Genomic DNA, 387 nt, shown 5'->3' with positions numbered 1-387 from the left:
CTAAAACTGAATCATCAAAACGAACTATTCGTGTCAATCAAGATATTTTAAATATTATTAGTGAATTAAAATCCAACGGATACCATAAAATATTTTTTGAATTAGTTTAAAACATTACCGACTTCTGGAGCTGTAAACAAGGTTCTTAGGAACTCACTAAAAGAGTTGGGTATAAATAAATGACGGTTTCACTTTCACTCGCTTAGACATACACATGTTACTTATTTACTGTCAAATGATATTGATATATATAATTAGCAAGCGTCTTGGTCATTCGAAAGTTTCTACCACAACAAACGTTTATTCATATTTGACTGATGAGTATAAAAATCGTTCTAATAATCAGATTAAGAGTGTTTTAGATAAATTAAATTCAAGCACAGAAAA

At 28.7% G+C, this 387-nt stretch carries 1 pseudogene; it reads left to right on the top strand.

Annotated features, from left to right (window positions below):
* Positions 1–387: pseudogene (locus tag FC87_RS07240) on the top strand (tyrosine-type recombinase/integrase); the annotation flags it as partial.

The sequence above is a fragment of the Fructilactobacillus florum DSM 22689 = JCM 16035 genome (genome assembly GCF_001436645.1).
Classification (GTDB): domain Bacteria; phylum Bacillota; class Bacilli; order Lactobacillales; family Lactobacillaceae; genus Fructilactobacillus; species Fructilactobacillus florum.
Note: the sequence above shows the minus strand (reverse complement) of the source record. Positions and strands in the feature narration are given on the sequence as shown.